Source organism: Wolbachia endosymbiont of Encarsia formosa (genome assembly GCF_039540065.1).
Classification (GTDB): Bacteria; Pseudomonadota; Alphaproteobacteria; order Rickettsiales; family Anaplasmataceae; genus Wolbachia.
Window position 1 is genome coordinate 794,341 of sequence record NZ_CP154278.1, and the last position, 20,906, is coordinate 815,246.

Below are 20,906 nucleotides of genomic sequence, written 5' to 3' on the forward strand. Positions count from 1 at the left end.
ATGTTTTTAATGTAAATTGAAAGCGTATCAAATAGTGAATATAGAGTTCCTTCAAAATGCAAAAAGGTGTATGAGCAAATCGAATAAGAAAAGTGAGGTTTTGCACATCAACATGTTATAATAAAGGTAAACTTGGTTAGTGCTGAAGCAACACTGCAAGTTTTAAAGGGAAAGAAGATTTAAAAGACAGTGTATGTTGCAATCGTAATAGTCGCTGACAGGTACTTTGAAACATAGCTGAACTATTGAAGTTAAAATTCTGGTCTGTTACTTAAAAAACGCATTCACTGAATTATTTATACTAAAAAAAAGCTTTATTAAAAAATCAAACAGAAGTGTAAGAAAGTTGCAAAACGTATAAGGTATTACTTGAAGCTACCTATCTGAAGCAACTGGAGCTTCTCAAGTTGCGAAAAATATTTTAAAATCTGAAAGAATGATGTGAAATTTTTTAAGTAAACCAGAAAGTATTCCACTATCGCGCTGAACAGCAAATTAGGAATTATATCATTTACTGTAAAAGCTCATATTTTACGTAATCAGAGCTAGGAATTTGAAAGGATAATTTCATTATACTTAACATGGAAACAAAGAGAACTATACAATCCCCTGCCTATCGTTTCTTGAACCACTCCCCTGAACGGGTACTTTTACTTTTATCAAACTATTTCCTTATTGTAATAAGTTGCTTCTATATTCAACTCTCGCAACTCCCCTCTAGTATTATCCTTATTTTGTTCTAAGTATTGGTTTTGTTCAAATGCCATTGTCCATTGTGTAGAACAGATAGAGTTTTTATATTCATAAAAACTCTCTTCAGTATTATTTGTACCGAGCTTTTTATATTGTTTTATTATACTCTCTACCATCAAGCACCCACATCTATTAATTTATTTTTAAAAACTTTACTTATCTTATCATAAAAAATATAGCTGTAAATACTTTAGTGAAAATTTCTTCTTATTTTATCTTTCTTTAAGCAAATATTGAGGTCTTTTTGTAAATTTTTATAGCCTGCTTGCATAATGTTTTTATGGGTTAGTATTATGTAATAGTATCCTACATTACTTATATTAGAAATGCTAACTTTAGCTAGCATTCGTAATTGCCTTTTTATTTTATTTCTTTTTGCTGCTTTTCCGACTTTTTTACTGATAGCCAGACCTACTCTAATAACATGAATATACTTTTCAGGTTCTCTTTCTTTTATAGCATATAGTGATATATATACCCCTCGATAAAAAAGACTGTCAGGTGCTAATCTATTTTTAAAGGCAAAGGAAAACTCTTTTTTTTTATACTTACTATGCGCATAATTTGTTACACCCTAATGAACGGCGCCTATTAAGGATTTTTCTTCCAGCTTTTGTTGACATACGTGAACGAAATCCGTGTCTACGCTTTCTTATCAAATTTTTTGCTTGTAATGTTCTTTTCATTGTTTTTATATTAATATGACTATTTATTTTAAATTATTTTGCTCTATTGTCAAATAATGGTCAACTTCTATAGCATTCTTATTGAATAAAATTTGATATATGGAAAAATGAATTTAATTATAGGCGTACCTGTTTTACTAATCCTTTTATTTTGTTTGAGTAGGTTTCAAGCAGTAAGTAAAGTTAAGTCTTATATATATTTGAGTTGTATTTGGATGTTAGCTTGTTTGTTACCACTCTATGGTGGTTATTTTATAATTTCTATTTCTATAGCGTTACTTTTTTTTATGCTGATTTTTATCTTTAAAGATAAAAGAAATAAGATGGTAAAATTTTTGTTATTTATGGCTTTAACCATATCACTTTTTATCACTTTATTTATAATGCTATCTATTTTTATTCAGTCCATTTCTTTTTTTAACAAAGTCGCTATTTCAGAATTCTTATTTTGCTTAAAATGGAAGCATAATGTAGCTATTATTGGTGAAGGAGAGGTGGGGTGTTTTGGTATAGCGCCACTTTTAGTGGGGACATTACTTATAACTATTGTAGCAATGTTAGTTGCGGTGCCGCTTGGTTTATTTTCTGCAATATATATTAGTGAGTATGCGAGTGAAAAAGTGCGTTATGTTATTAATACAGCCTTACAGGTTTTGTCTGCTATTCCTACTGTTGTATATGGATACTTCTCAGTTGTATTTTTGTCTTTTTTTATAAAGCAGGTAGCGAATTTTTTTAATCTAAGTATACACTCAGAAAGTGCTTTGATTGCTGGTTTATCGATTGGAATAATGATTCTTCCTTTTATTATTTCTTTGCTTGAAGATGCTATAAGATCTGTTCCAAAAAGTTTACGTTATGGTTTTATGGCGCTTGGCGCAACACCAGCGGAAACTATATGGCATATAACAATACCTTATGCAATTCCTACAATTTTAAGTGCAGTTTTATTATCAATTTCAAGGGTGATAGGTGAAACAATGATTGTACTAATGGCTGTGGGAATCAATGCAAATTTGACCTTTAATCCTCTCAATTCAGTTACTACTATCACTGTACAAATTGCTACATTACTTACCGGAGATCAGGATTTCAATAGTGTGCAAACTCTTGCTGCTTATGCGCTTAGTTTGGTGCTGTTTGTTATTACTTGGCTATTGAATGCATTTGCATTGTTTATAATGAAACGTAACTAGTAAGTGTTTTAATATTGCAAAGTTTCTGTTAATAATATAATATTTATTTTCTTTAGAAGTTCTTTTATAGAATTGTAGTGTTAGGTGATGAAAGAGATGAGTACAGGTAAAGTAGTTAAAATAACTCAAGCAGTTGTTGATTTAAAATTTGAAGGTGAGTTACCTAAGATATTTAATGCTTTAAAAAGCAAACTAAAATGTAAGGGCAAGGAGCTAGTTTTAGAGGTTTCACAACATATAGGTGACAATATAGTTCGTTGCATTGCTATGGATAGCACATATGGTATGTCAAGAGGTGATGAGTTTGTTGATACAGGTGCACCAATATCAGTTCCGGTTGGACGCTCAACTTTAGGAAGGATTTTTAATGTTGTAGGGGAGCTTATAGATGAGTGTGGTCCTTTAAAAGGAAAGTATAATTTAGAACCTATACATAGATCACCTCCAAGTTTTACTGAGCAGAAGATACAGGAAGAGGTTTTAGTTACAGGAATAAAGGTTATAGATCTTCTTGCTCCTTATCTTAAAGGAGGAAAAATTGGCTTATTTGGTGGAGCTGGTGTTGGTAAAACAGTTCTGATAATGGAATTGATTAACAATATAGCAAAAGCTCATAAAGGATTTTCTGTGTTTGCTGGAGTAGGAGAGAGAACGCGTGAAGGTAATGATCTTTATAACGAGATGATTACTTCGAATGTAATAGATATAAATGAGCACGAAAAATCTCAAGCCGTTTTGGTTTATGGTCAAATGAATGAACCTCCTGGAGCAAGGGCTAGGGTTGCTTTAACAGCACTAACTATGGCGGAGTATTTTCGTGATCATGAAAATCAAGATGTTCTATTTTTTGTAGATAATATCTTCCGTTTTACTCAAGCTGGCTCTGAAATTTCTGCTTTGCTTGGAAGAATACCGTCGGCTGTTGGTTATCAGCCAACTCTTGCGACTGATATGGGCGCTATGCAAGAGAGAATAGCCTCAACTACTGCTGGTTCTATTACTTCTGTACAGGCTATATATGTTCCTGCAGACGATTTGACCGATCCAGCTCCAGCAACGACATTCTCTCATCTTGATGCCACTACAGTATTGTCAAGGAAGATAGCTGAAATGGGTATATACCCTGCTGTTGATCCACTTGATTCAACTTCTCAGTCTTTATCTGCTGAAATCATTGGTGAAGAACATTATAATGTGGCTTCTGAAGTGAAACGTATATTGCAAACTTATAAGTCGCTGCAAGATATTATCACAATACTTGGTATGGATGAACTATCTGATGAAGATAAAATTATTGTTGATAGAGCTCGTAAAATTCAGAAGTTTCTTTCTCAACCTTTTCATGTTGCGGAGGTATTTACTGGCATGTCTGGCAAATTTGTTGCACTTTCTGATACTATTTCTAGTTTTAAAGGAATTATTGAAGGTAAATATGATCATCTGCCAGAAGATGCTTTTTATATGGTGGGAAGTATAAGTGAAGCAATAGAAAAGGCTGAATCAATAAAAGCTGAAGTTGGAGCAGGACATTAAAGATTATGAACACTTTTAGAGTGCAATTTTTTTCTCCTGATAATCGAATTTCATTCGATGAAGTAGTTTCGCTTTCAGTGAACGGGCTTAAAGGGGAATTGATTATTTTAGCCTACCATTCCCCTTATTTAATTTATTTATTGCCTAGTATAATTACTGTTCAAATGAGTAACCAGATAAAGGAGAAAGTTGTAATTGACAATGGTGTATTAGAGGTTGTAAATAATGATTGTAGCATTCTAACAAATCAAATTCAGGTTTTTGATCATTTGACTCATGATGAGGAATCATTAAAAAATAAGAGAGTTAGTATATATTTAAGTTATCTTGATGTCAAATCTCTTTAGGGGCTCTTTTTGTGTTCAAGAAATGAGTTTACTCTTGTCATTCCCACTTCAAGTAGCTGACACACAACTGTACGAAAATTATGGTTCAGGGAAGATGTCATTCCAGTATCTTCCTTCTTGTTATCCCAGTGCGTGACACTGGGATCTATCTTATTTTCATCATGGATATGATTTTAACATATGTTCCTAGAATCTGTTGTCCATTGCATAATTTGCAAATGTTTTTATGTCCAGATCCCAGTGTCACGCTACTCGGATGACAAGAGTTGAGTGACAAGAAGAAGCACTGATTTCATATGCATCTTTAAACACCTACACGCTTACTTTGGCTACGCACCTCTGAGGGACTGATGGTTAAGTCTAGAAGTGAATTACAGTGATCGCTATGAAATGCGCTATCAAAGCTTAAAGACCTAGCTGAATCATCAATTTTTTCTGTAAGATGGTAAAACATTTTTGAGTTATTATCAAAAACTTCCTTTTTATTAACAAGTACTTTATCAATTACTCGACTTAACAGTTCTACTTCGTTATTTAAGTATTGTACTTTATCGTTTAGCTCTTTTTTTTCTCTTATTAATCTTTCAATCTCATCTTCATATTCTTTAAACTTTAATTCCAGTGATGGACGGTACTTATTAACTATTTCTTCTTCTATCTCCTGCCGTACTTTCCCTCTTATTGTATCGATTTGCTTATCTTTAAGCTCTAGCTCGTTCTTTAACATTTCAAAATCCCGCGTTAGCTGATCTGCCTCTTGTTCATCAGATTCCAAATGTGCGTTATGATCATTTTCTAAATTTTGCATTCGAGATTTATAACTCGCTATACACTTATCCCTTGCACTTATTATTTGTTCTACTTCCTCTATCTCTTCCTCTTTTTTTTCAAACTGGTTCAATTTACCTTGTAGTTTCTCTTGTTCTGCATTAGCAGTTTTTAGCTTTTTCTTCAGTTCTTCTGCCTCTTCTTCCAGTTCCTTATTTTTTTCATAAATTTCTTGAATTTTCTGCTCTTGCTCCTTATTGAGCTGGATTATTCGCTCATCTGTTTTACTCGTTTCTTTCTCAAGTCTTTGTTCCTTTTCTTTACACTCAACTTGTAAATCATTGCACTGTTTCTTCAATTCCTCAATTTTTTGCTTAACCTCCACGAGTTCTTGTTCTGATTCTACTTGCTTTGCTTTTAACATTTGATTTTCTTCTTTTAGTGATAATAACTTTCCTTCCAAATCTGATATTTGCTGTTTACTGCTTTCCTCCGTACTATTAATACGGAGTTCTAATTGATCAAGTTTGTCTTCCAAACTATACTTTTCTTCTTTCATCTGATATAATTCCTCTTGCAATTTTCTTAACTCACTTATCAACTCTTCTTTTTCTGCATTAGCAATTTCGAGGTTTTTCTTTCCTTCATGTGCACTTTCAAGTTCTTGTTCAGCCTTGTCGAACCTATATCGTAATTCGTTCCTCTGCTCATTTAATTCTCTAATTTCTTGTTCAGCTTTTGTAAGCTTTTGATCTAGTTGTTGTGAGTGAACTTCTGTTTGCACTGCAGCTTCTTGCAAATTAACTTCTGTCTGAGTTTCAGTTTCTTGAGAGCCAATTTCCGCTTGAGTTTCAACGTGCTGCACAGCAACCTCTATCTGAGTTTCAGTGTGCTGTAAATTAGCTTCTGTTTGAGTTGCAACCTGGTGTGGATTAATCTCTGTTTGAGTTGATATGTTGTTGCTAGTGAAAGAAAGAATAGGATTGCTTTTAGCATCATTTTCAAGATCTTTCATCTTTTCATCTTTATTGATTACGATATGTTCGTTATTTTGCAGATTAATAACAGCTGGAGCATTTTTATTCTTTTCCAATAATGCTTTTACAGCATCATGTAGAGAGAGGCCTTGAATATATAATTCCTTATTTTCTCTTATTAAATTCCAAAACTCCTTAGATGGCGATTCAAAATCTTTATCATTAAACTGTAGTACTTCAGTTATACCAGAACTACTTACATTCATAACCATAGTACAGGTAAAAGTTTTCCCATGCTTATCCTGAACAAGCCAAGTGCTTGTTATTTCATAATATGCATCCTCTTTAAATTCATAATGTCTTTCCTTACCTTTTCGATAAGCGTATATGTCATGCTTTTTATCGCAATAGATGTTCAACATGATAATATCCCTTTCTTGATGCAAGATATCGCTAATTCTTATTGGCTCACTTCTATTGTAATTAATAAGATTAATATTTAACACTCTATCAGAATTGTTAGTTTTTACATAAAAAGCTCGAAGGTCTATGTCTTTGTCTCTAAAATACTTACTTACAGCTTTTTTTGCCTGATTTGCTAATTCTATAAAGTCTTTTTTAAAGCTCTTGTTGAAAGATAGATCTATATATGCTTGCTTAAAATTTTCATCATTTGTTAAATCCATGAGTAAGTCATAAATCTCCCATTTTTTCTGACAATGTTCTTCTAGAACAGTAATGATATTTTTTCTTTTCAGTTCTGCTAATATATTTTTCAATATCAGGAATTTTGCTGACATAGTATACCCCACTTACTATATTGTTCTGGTAATATATTTACTTTAGGAGTGATTAACTCCTTTTATATTAACCTTTTTAGTTGAATTTAATTGCGAGCGTTAAACTCGAACTTAGTCATTTTGTTTATTGTTCATCACTACCTATTTGTGTTACTATACTAATAGTAGCACTACGTTTTAGGTTATGCAAGAATTTCTATTAGATGTAAAATTAGTAAACTTCAGAAATTGGGTATGCTAATTCTATTAATAAAATGCAACCAATTCATGTTTATTACCAGAGGTATACTGTGTCTCAGTTCAATATTTTCTTTCCTAACAGACTTAGAATTGAGTTGAGTTAAAAATCCGATTTTATTTAACACTTTCCAAAGATGACAATATTTTGTAAAAATAGGTTTTGAACAGGACAATAATATGGAAATTTTTCTTGATAGTGTTGATTTACATGAAATTAAGGAGCTAAAAGAGTTCATTGATGGCATAACAACTAATCCTTCTTTAATAGCAAAGTCTGGGCATAAAGATAAATACGAAGATTTAGTAAGTGAAATATGCTCTATTATAAAAGGGCCTGTTAGTGTTGAAGTTGTTGCAGATAGCCATGAAGATATGGTTAAGGAAGGCCTTAAGTTAGCGAAAATAGCTAGTAATATCGTAGTAAAGTTACCCCTTACACATGAAGGATTAATTTCTTGTAAAAAGTTGTGGACAGAACATAAAATACCTGCTAATATCACGTTATGTTTTTCTCCTGGACAAGCACTGTCTGCCGCTAAGGCCGGTGCTTGTTTTATTTCTCCCTTTGTTGGTCGCCTTGATGATATAAGCTATGATGGCTTATCACTAATAGAAGATATATGCACTATATATTCTAATTATAATTTTAAGACAAAAGTTCTTGTTGCATCAGTGAGAAGCCCAGCACATGTAATAGAAGCTGCAAGGATTGGCGCTGATTCAATTACTGTACCAGCAAAAATACTTAGACAATTAATTAATCATCCACTTACTGATCAAGGGCTCGCAATATTTGAAAAAGACTGGGGCGTAAAGTAATACATGATATTGCTATAAAATATAATATAAAAAGGACATAGGTACCATCTGTCCCTTAAAGACATGCAGGTTAATGATATGCATAATTCAGAATTTTAAACATAATGATCCTCCTGTTAATAAAAAAAGATTCAGAAAAATGTATACAGCTACGACCGAAGTATAGCTAAAATATATTTTAACTGAAGATTGCAGATTAATTGAATTGAAAAGTCTGTAGACGAAGATAGATTCCGAGCTCTAGAACACCTTTACTGCGCATGGTAACAAAACTATTAGAGTTTGTCAAGTAATTTTTTATCGCAATTTTACGAACATATCATGCCAGTAATTATATCCAGTTAAATTTGTGAAGTAATACAACGTTTTTGATAATTATGAAAAAGCTGGATTTCAGTACTGGAGTAACATTTTGGAAATTGGGATGAAAAGAGGGAAAGTACTAGTTTGAAATTAAGTTTTCTGGATTCCAGCATCAAGTACTGGAATGACAAGAGAGGAGTTTCAGGTACAGCTGTTACCTATAGAATGGCAGTACTAGAATGATAACAAAGAGGCTACCTGAATGACATATTTAATCTCTATACAGATGTACATCACGCACCGATTTCCATTCAAGGTAATATCATTCCAGTGCTTGACATTGGAATCCAGTTAGATTTGCGAGTATAAAAGTAATACAACATTTTTGATGATGAAAGCCATTACTAGGATAACAAGAAAGGAAGTGCTGATTTCAGTGTTTATACGTTAGCCATGCATCTAAAAATTTATAAACAAAAGATTACACTTCACAACTTTGTGATGGAATAAGTTTTTCAATGCTGTTGACGCAAAACTCAGTTGTATTATTAGCTATTTCATCGAATTTATCATTTATATCTTTACCTATTTTTTTTATCTTTAATATCTTCGTACAGAGCTAAAATAGCTATAGTTGAACATATTGCAATGAAGCCAGCTTTTGCTGTAATGAATAATGATAGCACACCTGCAAGTATTGACACTGCTCCAATAGCTAGGTTTATAATTTTATTTTGTGTTGATTGATTCTCTTTATCCTCTAAAACATTTGATATTGCTTTTGAGGCAATTTTTATTGCTATTGCTGTAGTTGATATTATAACAAACATCATAGCTATTTTTGCTAAGAGAAAAATTGATGGTAGCATTATTACAAGAAACAATGAAGCACCCCCTATAAATAACCATTTCTCATTTATTTTTTTAGACTGATCTGTATTATTAGGGATTGCAACCCTCTACTTTCATTAATAGTTTATTCATATAATATGAAACATGCGATAGTCAAGATGTTTTTGTGTGGAGAAATTTGCGATTGAGTTTTGAAGAGCTTTAGCTTTACAAGATGGTAGATTTGGTGATTATCGTAAGATTCTTGCAGTCATTTTAGTGGGAAGAATTTGTAAAATATGAAAAAATAACCGCCAGAAAATTGGAAAAGCTATAACTTTCTTTCCTTTAAATATACTTTTTAAAATATATGCTGCAGCTTTTTCTGGTTATCATATGAAGGGAAGTGGTTTATTAGACTTAAACATATCTGTTTTTACTGGCCCTGGCATTATAGTGATAAACTTTGTGCTACTGTTAGCATATTGGATTTTTAGTGATTGAAAACAACTTCTTAGTGCTGCTTTGCTGGCACAGTATGCAGAAGCATGTGGTGTTGCATGTACAACAACAAGAGAGGATATTGCTACAAAAGTTGCTGAATGGCTGTAGCTAAGCCACTCTTCAATCCAGTTGATAACACCAAAATAATTGGTTTCAAATGTTTTTCTATGGATGTTGGTATGAAACTTATCTTCTATTTCGCCACATCCTGCATTAAGAAAAAAGAGATTTGGTATAATATTTTGCTTTTTTAAAAAATCAGACGAGTTTTAATATTTTCACTTTTGCTTACATCACACGTTATAGGTAAAAAATTACTACCTAATTCTTCTTTTAATTTTTCCAGTTTTTCAGTGCGTCTTGCAATGCCAATCACAAACCATCCATCCTTAATGAGCAATCGTTTCTCCAATGCCAGATGATGCTCCTGTAATGAGACAAGTTTTTCTATCCATGTGAATTTACATAACGTGAAGTATGAATATAATGACTATTGCCTATTCACACAAGTTAAGTTTGCTATAATTTTGCTAAATAATAAAAAAAGAAAGCTACTTATAATTTTGAATTTTATATAAACTTAAAGGGAAATTTAGTATTTGCTTACTTGTAATTTAAAATTCTTATATAATATTTTAAATGAGTTGAGAGAATTAAATGCAGGATGCAGCTTTAGTTTTACAAGATGGCAAGTGCTTTTGGGGAAGATCGGTAGGTAAAAAGGGCAAATGTATAGGTGAGGTTTGTTTTACCAATGGTATGACCGGGTATCAACATACTATAACCGATCCTTCTTTTGCTAATCAAATCATAGCGTTCACTTTTCCTCATATTGGTAATGTTGGAATAAATCACAAAGATAATGAAGGAGAGAAAATTTTTGCAAGTGGTGTGGTTATGCGTGAACTTTCTATTATGTCTCACTCTTCTTCATATATTAGTTTAAATGATTGGTTGGAGAAAAATAATGTAGTTGGGATATCGGGAATTGATACTAGAGCTTTGACGAGATATTTGAGAAAACATGGATCTCAAAATGGAATGATATGTCCGTCAAGTGAGGCACATATATTAGATGAATTGAAGAAATACAAATCTGTAAATGGAATAGAAATAACCAATAAAGTTAACTTGCATAGTAAATTTAAAAGTGACCTTAATGCAAAATACAAAGTTGTGGTAATTGATTTTGGTGTAAAGGCTAGTATAGTTTCACGTTTAGTAGAACTTGGTTGTACGATTGAATTAGTCAAACCAGATACAGGTTTTGCTCAAAAAATATTAAGCATGAATCCAGATGGTATAGTTCTTTCAAATGGTCCTGGCGATCCGCAAGAGATAGGGGAGAGTGTAATTTCAGAGATAGAAATTATTGTAAAGTCTAAGGTGCCGGTTTTCGGCATATGCCTGGGCCATCAATTACTCGCAGTTACTTTGGGGGCAAAGACTGTTAAGATGGATATTGGTCATCGAGGGAGTAATCATCCAGTTTATGATCTGGAGAGTAAAAAAGTTGAGATAACTAGCCAAAATCATGGTTTTGTTGTTGATTCAGCTTCTCTTCCAAGTAACGTTGAAGTTACTCATATTTCTCTATTTGATAATAGTGTAGAGGGAATAATGATGAAGGATTACCCAGTCTTTTCTGCTCAATACCATCCAGAAGAAGCGCCAGGTACGCATGATTCACATTATTTATTTAGGCGTTTTATTGATAATATTTTGTTATATAAAAGTAAAATCTAACTGAAATCAGTTAGATTAGCTTTTATTACTTGATCTTTTGGATTTGGATGTTTAATATTAGGGATAATAAAACTTAAGTTAAGGTAGTGTTCTCTTAACAGATTTTTGTGGAGGAGTGACCGAGTGGTTAAAGGTAACAGACTGTAAATCTGTCCGCGTGAGCGTACGTAGGTTCGAATCCTACCTCCTCCATTGTGCGGGTATAGCTCAATGGTAGAGCTCTAGCCTTCCAAGCTAGTGACGTGGGTTCGATTCCCACTATCCGCTCTTTTTTTTGTTGTATTTATATAAAATCAACATATTATTTATTGATGTATTTGTATTTTAGGTAGAAGAGTTAAGGTTATGACAGCAATAGTAGAAGCATTTGGAAAGCCGCATGTAAACGTGGGAACGATAGGACATGTGGATCATGGGAAGACAACGTTAACAGCGGCGATAACAAAGCATTATGGTAATTTTGTAGCATATGATCAGATAGATAAAGCGCCAGAAGAAAGAAAGAGAGGGATAACAATAGCAACAGCGCATGTTGAATATCAAACAGAAAAGAGACACTATGCACACGTTGATTGCCCTGGACATGCTGATTATGTAAAGAATATGATAGTAGGTGCAGCACAGATGGATGCAGCAATATTGGTAGTGTCAGGGGTTGATGGGCCGATGCCACAAACGAGAGAGCATATATTGCTGGCAAAACAAGTGGGTGTTGGATATATCGTGGTATATATAAACAAAGCTGATGTTGCTGATGCTGATATGATAGATTTGGTGGAAATGGAAGTGAGAGAGTTGCTGAGTAAGTATGGATTTCCAGGTGATGAAGTGCCTGTGATAGTTGGGTCTGCGTTAAAAGCATTGGAGGATGATGGTAGTGAGTATGGAAAGAAATCAATAGATAAATTGATGGAGAAGTTAGATGAGTATGTGGCAGTACCTCCAAGGCCTATAGATTTGCCGTTTTTATTGCCAATAGAAGATGTATTTTCAATATCGGGCCGAGGGACGGTAGTAACAGGAAGAATAGAGAAGGGGGAGATAAAGACAGGGGATGAGATAGAGATAATAGGTCTGAAAGCGACGCAAAAGACGATATGTACTGGTGTTGAGATGTTTAAGAAGTTGCTAGATAAGGGAAGTGCAGGACTCAATGTAGGAATACTACTAAGAGGAACAAAGAGAGAAGAAGTGGAGAGAGGGCAAGTATTGGCAAAACCAGGGACAATAACTCCGCATAAGAAATTTAATGCGGAGGTGTATATATTGAAGAAAGAAGAAGGAGGAAGGCATACACCATTTTTTGGAAATTATCAGCCACAGTTTTATTTAAGGACAACGGATGTAACTGGGAGCATAAAATTGCTAGATGGAAAGGAGATGGTCATGCCAGGGGACAATGTAAGCATAGAAGTGGAGTTGCAAGTACCAATAGCAATGGATAAAGGATTGCGTTTTGCGATAAGAGAAGGTGGTAGAACTGTTGGTTCTGGCGTTGTTTCGGAGATTTTAGAGTGAGTATAGCAATTAAGATGAAGCAAGATATATATATTAGAATTAAAGCTTTCGATTGTTCTTTGTTGGAAAAGTGTATTCGGGAGTTTATTGATCAATTAAAGCAGTTTAATGTAGATTTATCTGGTCCGATTGCGTTGCCAAGAAAAGATTCTAAATTTATTGTTAATAGGTCTCCTCATGTTGATAAAAAATCTCGTGAGCAATTTGAAATGAGAATTTCTAAGCGGTTAATTATTGTACATAATCCTACTTCTACTATGATGAAGATGCTTGCAGATTTATCTTTTTCTGCTGGTGTAGAAGTGGATTTAAAAGTTAGGGAAGTTAATATTTAGGAAAAGAAAATGAAGAGAATAAATTCGCTTAGGAGAGTTGGTTTATTAATGACTAATGTTGGCCATACTGCTATGTATTTTGATAATAGTCGCATGGCTGTAACTTTACTGCATCTCAGCGAAACTTGTATTATCGATATAAAAGGACAAGATAAATGTGGCTACAATTCAGTCATTTTAGGCACGGGGGATTTAAAAAAAATAGCAAAACCTCAGTTGGAATATTTAAAGAAAAAGGGTATAAATAGTAAATGTAAATTATACGAAAGTAGATTAATTGATCTATTAGGAATAGAATGTGGTAAAAAGGTGGGTGTTAATCATTTTGTAGTTGGTCAATATCTTGATATTACGGGTTATTCTTTAGGTAAAGGGTTTGCTGGTGTGATGAAGCGGCATAACTTTAGTGGGCTTAGGGCATCTCATGGTGTTTCTATTGCTCATAGATCGCAAGGTTCTACTGGTCAATGTCAAGATCCTGGTAGAGTATTCAAGGGGAAGAAGATGGCTGGTCATTTAGGTAATAGCAGAGTAACTGTACAGAATATGAAAATATTATCCATTGATTATGAAAATAGCATAATTGCTGTAAAGGGTAATAATGTTCCTGGATTTAAAAACTCTTATGTTTTTGTGAGAGATGCAGTTAAAAAGCCTTTACATAAAGATGTTCCTTTTCCAGTAGGTCTGCTGTTGAATACGAGTGATGATGCTAATAATTTGGTGAGTTAGTTATGGAATGTGAATTAGTTGATCTATCTAATAATAATGTAGGTAGTGTTGAGCTTAATCCCTTGATATTTTCTGCCAAGCAAAAATTGAGTATTTTGCATGATATAGTGAGATGGCAATTAGCAAAGAGAAGAGTTGGTGCTCATAAAACAAAGGGTATCAGTGATGTTTCTGGTACAACAGCTAAACCGTATGGTCAAAAACGTACCGGTAGGGCGAGACAGGGGAGCTTGCGATCTCCTCAATTTAGGGGTGGTGGAATTATTTTTGGCCCTGTTGTGAGGAGTCATGCTTATTCTCTTAATAAAAAAGTACGTAAATTTGGTTTGAAAATTGCTTTATCTCTAAAATATTTAAATAATCAAGTTATTGTTCTTGATAGTTTAAATGTTGATGTGAAGAAAACATCTAAAATGTGTGAACATATTAAAAATTTTAAATTTTCTTCTTTTTTAATAGTTGGTGATTATGGAGATGATTTGTTACGTGCTGCTAAAAATTTGCATTATGTAGATTTAATCAAACCCATTGGGTTAAATGTTTTTGATATATTGAATCATGAATGCGTGATGTTAACAAAAGACACTTTAAAGCATCTTGAAGGTAGATTATTATGATTAAATATAATAATATAATAAAATCTCCTGTAATCACAGAAAAGTCTTCTCTTTTAAGAGAGAAGTTTAATAAATACTCTTTGTATGTTTTTGTAAATGTAAATAAGCGTCAAATAAAATCGGCAATAGAGTCTTTATTTAATGTCAGAACTTCTTCTATAAATGTTATTAGAGTTAAACCTAAATATAGACGTTTCAGGGGTGTGATTGGTTGTAAAAAACAGAGAAAAAAGGTTTATTTTTCTTTGATAGATGGTCAAAAATTAGATATAATGAGCGTTTAATATGGGTATGAAATTTTTTAATCCTGTTACTCCGTCTTCTCGTGGGACTATATTAATAAGTAAAATTGGTTTATCAAAAGATAAGCCGGAGAAGTCTCTTGTATTTGGTAAGAAATCCAGTGGTGGAAGAAATAATCATGGTAGAATTACAACTCGTCACAGGGGTGGTGGTCACAAGAAGAAGTATAGAGTTATAGATTTTAAACGTAATAGAAGTGATCAGGGTGTAGTTGAGAAAATAGAGTATGATCCAAATAGAAGTGGGTTTTTAGCATTAGTATCATATAAGGAAGATGATACTAAATCTTATATATTAGCTCCTCAAGGTATGAAGCCTGGTGATGTTGTGACAGCTGGAGATGATGCTGATATTTTGCCAGGGAATTGTTTACTACTCAAGCATATACCTGTTGGTTCTTTCGTTCATAATGTTGAGCTGAAGCCAGGTAATGGTGCTGCGATTGCTAGAGCTGCTGGTTGTTATGCACAAATCGTTGGTCGTGATGGCCAATATGTTTTATTACGACTCAGGTCTGGTCAAATTAGGTTGATTTTATCTTCTTGCAAGGCTACTATTGGTGTAGTATCTAACCCTGACCATAAGAATAGAAAGTTGGGTAAAGCTGGGAGAAGTAGGTGGCTTGGGATTAGACCTACTGTACGTGGAGTTGCAATGAATCCGATTGACCATCCTCATGGAGGTGGAGAGGGAAAAACTTCTGGCGGTCGTCATCCTGTTACTCCTTGGGGTGTTGCAACAAAAGGAAAGAAAACTAGGAAAAAAAATAAATCTAGTGATAAGTATATAAAAAATTGAAAGGTTAATTTATGAGTAGATCTGTATGGAAACCACCTTTTTTACACCCATCTGTACTAAGATTAGTTCAGAGAGCTTTAAAAGAGGGTTCTATTAATAAGGTGATAAAAATTCATTCCAGGGCTTCTGTAATTCTTCCTAATTGTTTGGGTTTAAAGTTTGCTGTTTATAATGGTAAAGATTACATTCCTGTTAGTGTTGATAACCAGAATATGATAGGTCATAAATTTGGTGAATTTTCACCTACTCGTAAATTTACTGGGCACGGTGGTGATAAAAAGGCAACAAGAAGATAGGTAATTGATATGAAAAGTAGGGATATAATAGTTGAGGCTGGTTCTAGGGTTTTAAGATCAACTCCTCGCAAATTGAATTTGGTTGCTGGTTTAGTACGTAATAAAAAAGTTTCTTTTGCTAGTGTACAATTAAGATTTTGTAAAAAAAAAGCTGCTGGTTTTATAATGAAGGTGTTGAATTCTGCAATTGCTAATGCTCAAAATAATTATGGATTGAACATTGATAATTTATATATAAAGGAAATTTTAATAGGCAAGTCCCTTACTTTGCGTAGAGTATATCCAAAAGCTATGGGTAGGGCTAATAGAATGAGTAAATTTTATAGTAATATTACTATAAAATTGAAAGAAATTGTATGATTTATAGAAATGGAAAGTTAATAAGGAAAGTGTAAAAATATGGGACAGAAGGTTAATCCTAAAGTATTTAGATTGCAAATAAATAGTAATACCTGGGATTCTATTTGGTGTGCTACAGACGATTATAAACAGAAATTACATCACGATCTATTTATTCGCAGCTATATAAATGAATCCTTTAAGCATGCTGGTATTTCTAAAGTAATTATAGAGCGTACAGTTAATTTAACGTCTGTAATAATACATTCTTCTAAGCCTGGAGTTATAATAGGTAAGAAAGGTTCGGATGTTGAGAAGATAAAGCAAAAAATAGCTAAAAAAGTAGAAAGTAGCGTTGAAGTGAATGTAGTAGGAGTTAAAAAGTCTGAAATAGATGCAGCTTTAATATCAAAGAGTATTACACATCAGCTAGAAAAAAGGATTTCATGTAGAAGAGCGATGAAAAAAGCTATTCAAAATTGTTTGAAGATGGGTGCTAAGGGTATTAAAGTAAGTTGCTCTGGGCGTCTTGGCGGAGCTGAAATAGCTCGTACTGAATGGTACAAAGAAGGTCGCTTGCCTTTACACACTTTGCGGGCTAATATAGATTATGCTTTTTGTAAAGCAAAAACTATATGTGGTATTATAGGAGTTAAAGTTTGGGTTTATATTGGTAGTTAAGGTATATTGAAATGTTTGTTCCCAAAAAGAGTAAATATAAAAAGGCATTTAAGGGGAGAATTAAGGGTAATGCGAAGGGTGGTAGTACACTATCTTTTGGCGATTATGGCTTAAAAGCTTTGGAATCAGGTAAGATTCAGTCTAAGCATATTGAAACTGCAAGGCGCGTAATATCTAGAACGTTAAAACGCTCTGGTAAAGTGTGGATAAGAATTTTTCCTGATACTCCGGTTAGTAAGAAGCCGGCAGATGTGCGTATGGGTAAAGGGAAAGGTAGTGTTGAATTTTGGGTATTTAAAGCTAAGCCAGGTAGGATTTTGTTTGAAATTAGCAGTGATGTTCCCATGCCTTTAGCAAGGTTGGCGCTTGAAAAAGCGACTGCCAAGCTTCCTATGAAATGTAAATTTATATCTAATCATAATTGAATGGAGTTGCAATGGATATAGTTAAAATTGAATCAAAAGCCTCAAAAGAATTGCATAAAATTCTTTTGAGCTTGAGGAAAGAATTTGTTAATTTGGCTTTTCAAAAGAAACTGGGCCAGTGCAACAATTTTTCGCGTTTTAGCTTAATAAGAAAGAGCATAGCTCGTAGTCTAACTGTATTAAATAGAAGAAAGAGAGAGGGAAAAAATGCCTAAGAAGGTTTTTTGTGGTCTCGTAACTAATGCTGAGTCTGATAAGACTGTAAAGGTTTCGGTGTTACAAGTGTATAAGCATAGGCTATATAAAAAGGTTATTAAAAAATATAAGAAATACACAGCGCATGACGAAAATAATAGTTGCAAAAAGGGAGATAGGGTTTTAATACAGGAACATAAGCCTATTTCTGTTACTAAAAAATGGGTTGTTATCAATAGCTAAAAAGGAATAGATATTTATATGATTCAAAAAAATACATTGTTAGAAGTAGCTGATAATTCTGGTGCGCGTGCAGTTCTTTGTATTGGCTTGTTAGGTGGTAGGAAATCTGCATCTGTAGGTGATACGATTATTATATCTACTAAGTCTATTAACCCAAAAGGTAAAGTTGAAAAAGGAAAAGTATATAAAGCAGTTGTTGTTAGAGTAAAAAATAGTGTTAAGAAATCTGATGGTTCTGTAATTCGTTTTTCTAGCAATGCTGTGGTTTTAATTAATGATCAAGGTGAACCACTTGGCACTCGGGTGTTTGGTCCAGTAAAAAAATTGTTATCTGGTTCTTTTATGAAAATAATGTCATTAGCTGATGAGGTTTTATAATGAGTGCTAAAATAAAAAGTGGTGATGATATTATAGTTTTAACTGGTAAAGATAAGAGAAAAATTGGTAAGGTAATCAAAGTTATAATACGTGATGCTAAAAAGAAAGTAGTTGTTTCTGGCGTAAATGTGTGTAAGAGACATACTAAACCAAGAGCTGGTAGTGGTGGTGGTATATTGAATAAAGAGTTAGCTATTGATGTATCCAATGTTGCAATATTGGATCCTAAGTGTAAAACTCCAACTAAAGTAGGATTTAAGATTATAGATGGTAGAAAAGTGCGTTTTGCAAAAGTTTCTGGAGAAGTGATAGATTAGGTTGATATGTTTAAACAATTGTATAAAGATAATATAGTAAAATCCTTAAAGGATAAGTTTAATTACAGCAATGTAATGCAAGTTCCTAAACTTGTCAAGGTGTGTATCAATATGGGCGTTGGAGATGCTGCTACGGACAATAAAGCGATAAATGAGCCATTTGATGATCTACATTTGATTGCTGGGCAAAAGCCTGTGTTAACCTTTGCAAAAAAATCTATTTCTGGTTTCAAAATTAGAAAAGGTGCAACTGTAGGTTGTAAAGTGACTTTGCGTAGAAATAAAATGTATGAATTCTTAGAAAGATTAATATATATTGCTTTGCCAAGGGAAAAAGATTTTAGAGGGTTTAGTGTGAAGCAATTTGATGGTCATGGTAATTTTTCCCTTGGTATCAAGGAGCATATATCATTTTTAGAAATAGACTATAATAAAATAAGTAAAATTAGAGGTATGGATATTAATATTATAACAAGTGCAGTTAGTGATAAGGAAGCAAAGGAATTATTACTGGCTCTTAAATTCCCTTTTTCTGATAATTGAGAGAAAATATATATGGCAAAAAAATCCATGATACAGAAGAATCTTCGTAGAATAAAGTTATGCGATCAGTATAGGGTGAGAAGAGAAGAATTGAAATCTATAATGAATAATAAGGATTTATCTATTGCAAAAAGGTTTGCAGCTCAAATTAAGCTGATTAAAGATTTGCCTAGAGATTGTGCTCAAAGCAGAATTAGGAATAGATGCGCTTTAACTGGTAGGCCGAGAGCAGTATATAGAAAATTTGGTTTATGTAGGATTGTTTTACGTGATTTTTGTTCTTTTGGACAAGTTCCAGGGGTTACAAAATCTAGTTGGTAAATGTGATATAAGGAGTGTAATAGTGTCGTTATCTGATAGTATTGGTGATTTTTTAACAAGAATACGTAATGCTCAATTGGCAATGCATAGGGAAACAAGAGTCCTATTCTCTAAAGTGAATTCTTCTATATTGAAGATCTTAAAAGAGGAAGGGTATATTCTTAATTATAAAAAGCAAGAGAGTGATAGTGTCCCTTCGCTTGTTGTGCAGTTGAAGTATTATGATAAATCACCTGTGATTAATGATGTAGCTAGGGTATCAAAGCCCGGTTGTCGTTATTATTCTAAGTGTAAGGACATTTCTAAAGCATATAATGGTCTTGGAATTTTTATTATATCTACGCCGAAAGGAGTGATGACCGATTATAATGCACGTAGATTAAAAGTTGGTGGAGAAGTTTTGTGTCGTGTATTTTAAATGATAGGAGAAATGTATGTCTCGTATAGGTGCCGCACCTATCAATATTCCTGCTGATCTTTCAGTTGAATATAATGATGGTAGGCTATTAATAAGAAGTGTTAGGGCAGAAAAAGAGCTGAACTTGTGTAGTGGCATTCTGTGTCAGATAGTTGATAATCAATTTTTACTTTCTGTTGATCAAGGCAGGGATGATTATGATAAAATAAAATCTATATGGGGCACTTATAGAAGTAATATTAATAACATGATTAACGGTATGGTTAATGATTTTTCTGTTGATCTTGAGATTAATGGTGTAGGGTATAAAGCAGAATTTGATGATAAGTATTTGACTTTATATCTTGGTTATAGTCATAATATTAAGTATAAAGTTCCTAAAGACGTTGAGATTAAGTGTATAAAGCCAACTCATTTAGTGATTCGCGGTATGGATAAGCAAAAAGTCTATATGGTGGCTTCTGATATATCCAAAATTAGAAAATATGATCCTTATAAAGGTAAGGGTATTGTAATAAAAGGCAAATTTATGTTGCGTAAGGTTGTAAATAAAAAGAAGTAATTAAAATGAAAAGATTGTATACTTTTTTAAGTAGCTATGAAAAAAGGAAACTTCGTAATAGAGCGAAGCTCGATAAGAGCGCTGGGCGTTTACGTATATCCATATTTAAGTCTAATAAACATTTTTACGTTCAGTTGATTAACGATGCAAAAGGAACAACCCTAGCTTCTGCTTCTACTTTGGATGATAAAATTAGGAATGTATGTAAAGGTAGGGTCAATGCTGAAACTATAAAACAGGTTTCTTCTTTATTGATTGAGCGTCTGTCTAGTACAAAATTGCAGCAGCGGTTCGTCTTTGATCGGGGGGCATATAAGTATACAGGATTGATTTCTCAATTTGCTGAAGCTTTAAGAAGCTCTGGATTTGAATTTTAGAAGGT

The 20,906-nt window shown here is 33.2% G+C and carries 29 protein-coding genes, 2 tRNA genes and 3 pseudogenes; 27 read left to right on the top strand and 7 right to left on the bottom strand.

All coding sequences use genetic code 11. The annotated features are described in order from the left end of the window. Positions 1–15: 15 nt before the first annotated feature. Positions 16–627: pseudogene (locus tag AAE962_RS06755) on the top strand (IS66 family transposase); the annotation flags it as partial. Between the two features lie 32 nt (positions 628–659). On the opposite strand, the gene AAE962_RS04235 reads toward AAE962_RS06755, so the two are convergent. From AAE962_RS04235 to rpmH, 3 genes and pseudogenes are all read right to left on the bottom strand, one after another. Next, positions 660–869, bottom strand: coding sequence for a hypothetical protein (locus tag AAE962_RS04235; RefSeq protein ID WP_343288705.1), 210 nt, complete (start codon positions 867–869; stop codon positions 660–662). Between the two features lie 74 nt (positions 870–943). Beyond that, positions 944–1,234: pseudogene (rnpA, locus tag AAE962_RS04240) on the bottom strand (ribonuclease P protein component); the annotation flags it as partial. A gap of 70 nt (positions 1,235–1,304) precedes the next feature. Further along, on the bottom strand, positions 1,305–1,439 hold the full coding sequence (rpmH, locus tag AAE962_RS04245; protein ID WP_264336924.1) for a 50S ribosomal protein L34: 135 nt from the start codon (positions 1,437–1,439) through the stop codon (positions 1,305–1,307). A 107-nt stretch (positions 1,440–1,546) separates the two neighbouring features. On the opposite strand from rpmH, the gene pstC reads away from it, so the two are divergent. The 3 genes from pstC (at position 1,547) to AAE962_RS04260 (ending at position 4,515) form a co-directional block, all read left to right on the top strand. Next, on the top strand, positions 1,547–2,635 hold the full coding sequence (gene pstC / locus AAE962_RS04250) for a phosphate ABC transporter permease subunit PstC (RefSeq protein ID WP_343288706.1): 1,089 nt from the start codon (positions 1,547–1,549) through the stop codon (positions 2,633–2,635). A 96-nt stretch (positions 2,636–2,731) separates the two neighbouring features. Further along, complete coding sequence (atpD, locus tag AAE962_RS04255) at positions 2,732–4,168, top strand: F0F1 ATP synthase subunit beta (RefSeq protein WP_343288707.1); 1,437 nt, start codon at positions 2,732–2,734, stop codon at positions 4,166–4,168. 5 nt (positions 4,169–4,173) lie between these two features. Then, positions 4,174–4,515: a F0F1 ATP synthase subunit epsilon gene (locus AAE962_RS04260; RefSeq protein ID WP_343288708.1), complete on the top strand. Its 342-nt coding sequence runs from the start codon at positions 4,174–4,176 to the stop codon at positions 4,513–4,515. 304 nt (positions 4,516–4,819) lie between these two features. Here AAE962_RS04260 and AAE962_RS04265 read toward each other — a convergent pair whose 3' ends face one another. Then, the gene (locus AAE962_RS04265; protein ID WP_343288709.1) at positions 4,820–7,060 is read right to left on the bottom strand and encodes a hypothetical protein; all 2,241 of its coding nucleotides are present in this window, start codon (positions 7,058–7,060) and stop codon (positions 4,820–4,822) included. Positions 7,061–7,477: 417 nt separating this feature from the next. On the opposite strand from AAE962_RS04265, the gene fsa reads away from it, so the two are divergent. Beyond that, positions 7,478–8,119, top strand: coding sequence for a fructose-6-phosphate aldolase (fsa, locus tag AAE962_RS04270; protein ID WP_343288710.1), 642 nt, complete (start codon positions 7,478–7,480; stop codon positions 8,117–8,119). Positions 8,120–8,903: 784 nt separating this feature from the next. Here the strand turns inward: fsa and AAE962_RS04275 are convergent. From AAE962_RS04275 to AAE962_RS04285, 3 genes and pseudogenes are all read right to left on the bottom strand, one after another. After that, a pseudogene (locus tag AAE962_RS04275) lies at positions 8,904–9,372 on the bottom strand (hypothetical protein). Positions 9,373–9,645: 273 nt separating this feature from the next. Then, positions 9,646–9,996, bottom strand: coding sequence for an SDR family NAD(P)-dependent oxidoreductase (locus AAE962_RS04280; protein WP_343289579.1), 351 nt, complete (start codon positions 9,994–9,996; stop codon positions 9,646–9,648). Positions 9,997–10,007: 11 nt separating this feature from the next. After that, positions 10,008–10,169 (bottom strand): hypothetical protein, encoded by a 162-nt coding sequence (locus AAE962_RS04285; protein ID WP_343288711.1) that lies wholly within the window; start codon positions 10,167–10,169, stop codon positions 10,008–10,010. 245 nt (positions 10,170–10,414) lie between these two features. Here AAE962_RS04285 and carA point away from each other — a divergent pair, with 245 nt between their 5' ends. From carA to rplR, 22 genes are all read left to right on the top strand, one after another. Next, positions 10,415–11,503, top strand: coding sequence for a glutamine-hydrolyzing carbamoyl-phosphate synthase small subunit (gene carA / locus AAE962_RS04290; RefSeq protein WP_343288712.1), 1,089 nt, complete (start codon positions 10,415–10,417; stop codon positions 11,501–11,503). Between the two features lie 109 nt (positions 11,504–11,612). Continuing rightward, positions 11,613–11,695 (top strand) — tRNA-Tyr (locus AAE962_RS04295). Positions 11,696–11,699: 4 nt separating this feature from the next. After that, positions 11,700–11,770 (top strand) — tRNA-Gly (locus AAE962_RS04300). Between the two features lie 78 nt (positions 11,771–11,848). Then, positions 11,849–13,021 (top strand): elongation factor Tu, encoded by a 1,173-nt coding sequence (tuf, locus tag AAE962_RS04305; RefSeq protein WP_264336932.1) that lies wholly within the window; start codon positions 11,849–11,851, stop codon positions 13,019–13,021. A gap of 14 nt (positions 13,022–13,035) precedes the next feature. Then, positions 13,036–13,356 carry a 30S ribosomal protein S10 gene (rpsJ, locus tag AAE962_RS04310; RefSeq protein ID WP_343289580.1) on the top strand — a complete coding sequence of 107 codons (321 nt, stop codon included), beginning with the start codon at positions 13,036–13,038 and terminating at the stop codon, positions 13,354–13,356. 9 nt (positions 13,357–13,365) lie between these two features. Further along, positions 13,366–14,088 (top strand): 50S ribosomal protein L3, encoded by a 723-nt coding sequence (gene rplC, locus AAE962_RS04315; protein ID WP_264336933.1) that lies wholly within the window; start codon positions 13,366–13,368, stop codon positions 14,086–14,088. A gap of 2 nt (positions 14,089–14,090) precedes the next feature. Further along, on the top strand, positions 14,091–14,705 hold the full coding sequence (gene rplD, locus AAE962_RS04320) for a 50S ribosomal protein L4 (RefSeq protein ID WP_343288713.1): 615 nt from the start codon (positions 14,091–14,093) through the stop codon (positions 14,703–14,705). Further along, positions 14,702–14,989, top strand: a complete 288-nt coding sequence (locus AAE962_RS04325) for a 50S ribosomal protein L23 (protein WP_211907847.1) — start codon at positions 14,702–14,704, stop codon at positions 14,987–14,989. Before rplD ends, AAE962_RS04325 begins: the two co-directional genes overlap by 4 nt. A gap of 1 nt (position 14,990) precedes the next feature. Then, on the top strand, positions 14,991–15,806 hold the full coding sequence (gene rplB / locus AAE962_RS04330; protein ID WP_343288714.1) for a 50S ribosomal protein L2: 816 nt from the start codon (positions 14,991–14,993) through the stop codon (positions 15,804–15,806). Between the two features lie 11 nt (positions 15,807–15,817). Further along, positions 15,818–16,102 (top strand): 30S ribosomal protein S19, encoded by a 285-nt coding sequence (gene rpsS / locus AAE962_RS04335; RefSeq protein WP_010404687.1) that lies wholly within the window; start codon positions 15,818–15,820, stop codon positions 16,100–16,102. Positions 16,103–16,111: 9 nt separating this feature from the next. Next, positions 16,112–16,462: a 50S ribosomal protein L22 gene (rplV, locus tag AAE962_RS04340; RefSeq protein ID WP_343288715.1), complete on the top strand. Its 351-nt coding sequence runs from the start codon at positions 16,112–16,114 to the stop codon at positions 16,460–16,462. Positions 16,463–16,501: 39 nt separating this feature from the next. Further along, complete coding sequence (gene rpsC, locus AAE962_RS04345) at positions 16,502–17,122, top strand: 30S ribosomal protein S3 (protein WP_143689135.1); 621 nt, start codon at positions 16,502–16,504, stop codon at positions 17,120–17,122. A gap of 11 nt (positions 17,123–17,133) precedes the next feature. Further along, entirely contained in the window at positions 17,134–17,547 is a 414-nt protein-coding gene (rplP, locus tag AAE962_RS04350; RefSeq protein WP_343288716.1) for a 50S ribosomal protein L16, read from the top strand. Positions 17,548–17,558: 11 nt separating this feature from the next. Continuing rightward, the gene (gene rpmC, locus AAE962_RS04355; RefSeq protein ID WP_343288717.1) at positions 17,559–17,762 is read left to right on the top strand and encodes a 50S ribosomal protein L29; all 204 of its coding nucleotides are present in this window, start codon (positions 17,559–17,561) and stop codon (positions 17,760–17,762) included. Continuing rightward, positions 17,755–17,985, top strand: a complete 231-nt coding sequence (gene rpsQ, locus AAE962_RS04360) for a 30S ribosomal protein S17 (RefSeq protein ID WP_343288718.1) — start codon at positions 17,755–17,757, stop codon at positions 17,983–17,985. Before rpmC ends, rpsQ begins: the two co-directional genes overlap by 8 nt. 18 nt (positions 17,986–18,003) lie before the next feature. Beyond that, entirely contained in the window at positions 18,004–18,363 is a 360-nt protein-coding gene (gene rplN, locus AAE962_RS04365; protein WP_007302542.1) for a 50S ribosomal protein L14, read from the top strand. Next, complete coding sequence (gene rplX / locus AAE962_RS04370) at positions 18,363–18,680, top strand: 50S ribosomal protein L24 (protein WP_010404700.1); 318 nt, start codon at positions 18,363–18,365, stop codon at positions 18,678–18,680. The genes rplN and rplX overlap by 1 nt, the downstream gene beginning before the upstream one ends. Positions 18,681–18,686: 6 nt before the next feature. Then, entirely contained in the window at positions 18,687–19,223 is a 537-nt protein-coding gene (rplE, locus tag AAE962_RS04375; protein WP_343288719.1) for a 50S ribosomal protein L5, read from the top strand. A 12-nt stretch (positions 19,224–19,235) separates the two neighbouring features. Next, positions 19,236–19,544 carry a 30S ribosomal protein S14 gene (gene rpsN / locus AAE962_RS04380; protein WP_343288720.1) on the top strand — a complete coding sequence of 103 codons (309 nt, stop codon included), beginning with the start codon at positions 19,236–19,238 and terminating at the stop codon, positions 19,542–19,544. 22 nt (positions 19,545–19,566) lie between these two features. Then, entirely contained in the window at positions 19,567–19,962 is a 396-nt protein-coding gene (gene rpsH / locus AAE962_RS04385) for a 30S ribosomal protein S8 (RefSeq protein ID WP_343289581.1), read from the top strand. Positions 19,963–19,978: 16 nt separating this feature from the next. Next, the gene (gene rplF / locus AAE962_RS04390) at positions 19,979–20,524 is read left to right on the top strand and encodes a 50S ribosomal protein L6 (protein WP_343288721.1); all 546 of its coding nucleotides are present in this window, start codon (positions 19,979–19,981) and stop codon (positions 20,522–20,524) included. A gap of 5 nt (positions 20,525–20,529) precedes the next feature. After that, complete coding sequence (gene rplR / locus AAE962_RS04395; RefSeq protein ID WP_343288722.1) at positions 20,530–20,901, top strand: 50S ribosomal protein L18; 372 nt, start codon at positions 20,530–20,532, stop codon at positions 20,899–20,901. Positions 20,902–20,906 lie beyond the last annotated feature (5 nt).